Below are 1,524 nucleotides of genomic sequence, written 5' to 3' on the forward strand. Positions count from 1 at the left end.
CATGACTTATGCAGTTGACTCCAAATACTAGAAACTTCACTAAATCGCACGCTATTATCACAAAATCATCTTGACAAATGAGAATGGCCCAAATAATCACGAAGAATACCTCTTTTTAACGGGTATATCTTAGAGGATCTCGGGTGATTTTTTTGAAGCCATCACTGGAAAAACCACGCTTTCGTAAACTCATGCACGGAGAATGCGCTGGAGCGCCTATTCTGCGAACCTTATGGGATCGATTCGATTTTTCACTGCTTCTCACGCAGTCCGGCATCTTTAAACGCAGCGGAGCACCTGCTTGGATGCTCTGTTTTATGTATGTCGTTGGGCTCATTTCGGGCTGCACAGCCGTCAATCAAATCTCGCAACTCGCGGGCAAGGATGCGCTTCTTGAACGCATGTTCAAGCCCTACAAGCTGGCACAATACACCCTCAGTCGTTTCTTCACCACGCCTTATGCTTGGCGATCATTCGGGAAGAAACGCGTCCAGCGGCTTCAGCAAGATGCGGATACGATGCTGCGCGAAGGCGATGTCATTAATCTCGACGATACGCACAGCGCGCATCCCTATGCGAAAAAACTTCCTTACCTGTCTTGGTTGTTCGACGCATCCACCAAAACGTACGGTTGGTGCATGAATGTCGTCGTGCTTCAAGCTGTGCTGCGAAATGGCTTGGAATATCCGTTATTCTACAGCGTTTGGCGAAAGCCCGAGCAGGACGAGGCTGGCTTGACCAAGCTCGATCTCGCCCGACAGATGCTGCTGATGCTGCGCGAATCCGTCACTTGCCGGCTATGGGTGGCAATGGACCGTTGGTATTTGTGCAAGGATTTCTTCGTTTTTTTACAGGCGCATGATTTTGATTGGGTGACCAAGGCAAAACGAAACACATCCCTGTACCGCAAGGTCACAGAGGCTGGTCGCCGGGAGCGCTATGTTCCCGTATCGCCACGGCAGTTGATTCGTGAAGCGTACAAGCGTCTTGCGGCTGGCAGCGGTCTCTCTGCGATTGCGATGGAAGGCATCTATATGAAACTTCCTTATGAAACCCATGGTCGCAAAGGGCAGTTAGTCACCAAACAACGTCTTGTGCCGATTGCAGTCGTCACCGCCATGCGATTGCGTGAAGATACGAACGCAGTGACAGAAGGTACTGGAGATGATGAGAACGCAGCGACCTACAAAGGGGCTTACTTGATCTTGAGCAATCGTCATGATGCACCGCTCGAAGCACTTACCGTTTATGGGAAACGTTGGCGGATTGAGGTTTTCTTTCGGATAGCCAAACAAGAACTTGGTTTTGAACAGTGCCATTCGACGTCCGAAGCTCACCAGCTTGCTCATTTGGAAATGGTCTTCGCGGCCGAAACACTACTTGCCTATGCGTTATGGCAGGTCAACAAAGAAAAAACGAGTGATGAAAGCTGCACCCACGGCGAAATGGTTAGCGGCCTCTTCCATACTCGTTGTCAGGTTCGTAGCAGAAACCACAAGGGTTCTGAACGAATCTACATTGATT

At 49.7% G+C, this 1,524-nt stretch carries 1 protein-coding gene; it reads left to right on the top strand.

Translation table 11 applies throughout. The features are described 5' to 3' along the window. Positions 1-143: 143 nt before the first annotated feature. The coding region (locus L6H65_RS26355; RefSeq protein WP_236347734.1) for a transposase at positions 144-1,524 on the top strand (1,381 nt) is incomplete at its 3' end.

Source organism: Paenibacillus plantiphilus (genome assembly GCF_927798095.1).
Lineage (GTDB): Bacteria > Bacillota > Bacilli > Paenibacillales > Paenibacillaceae > Paenibacillus_Z > Paenibacillus_Z plantiphilus.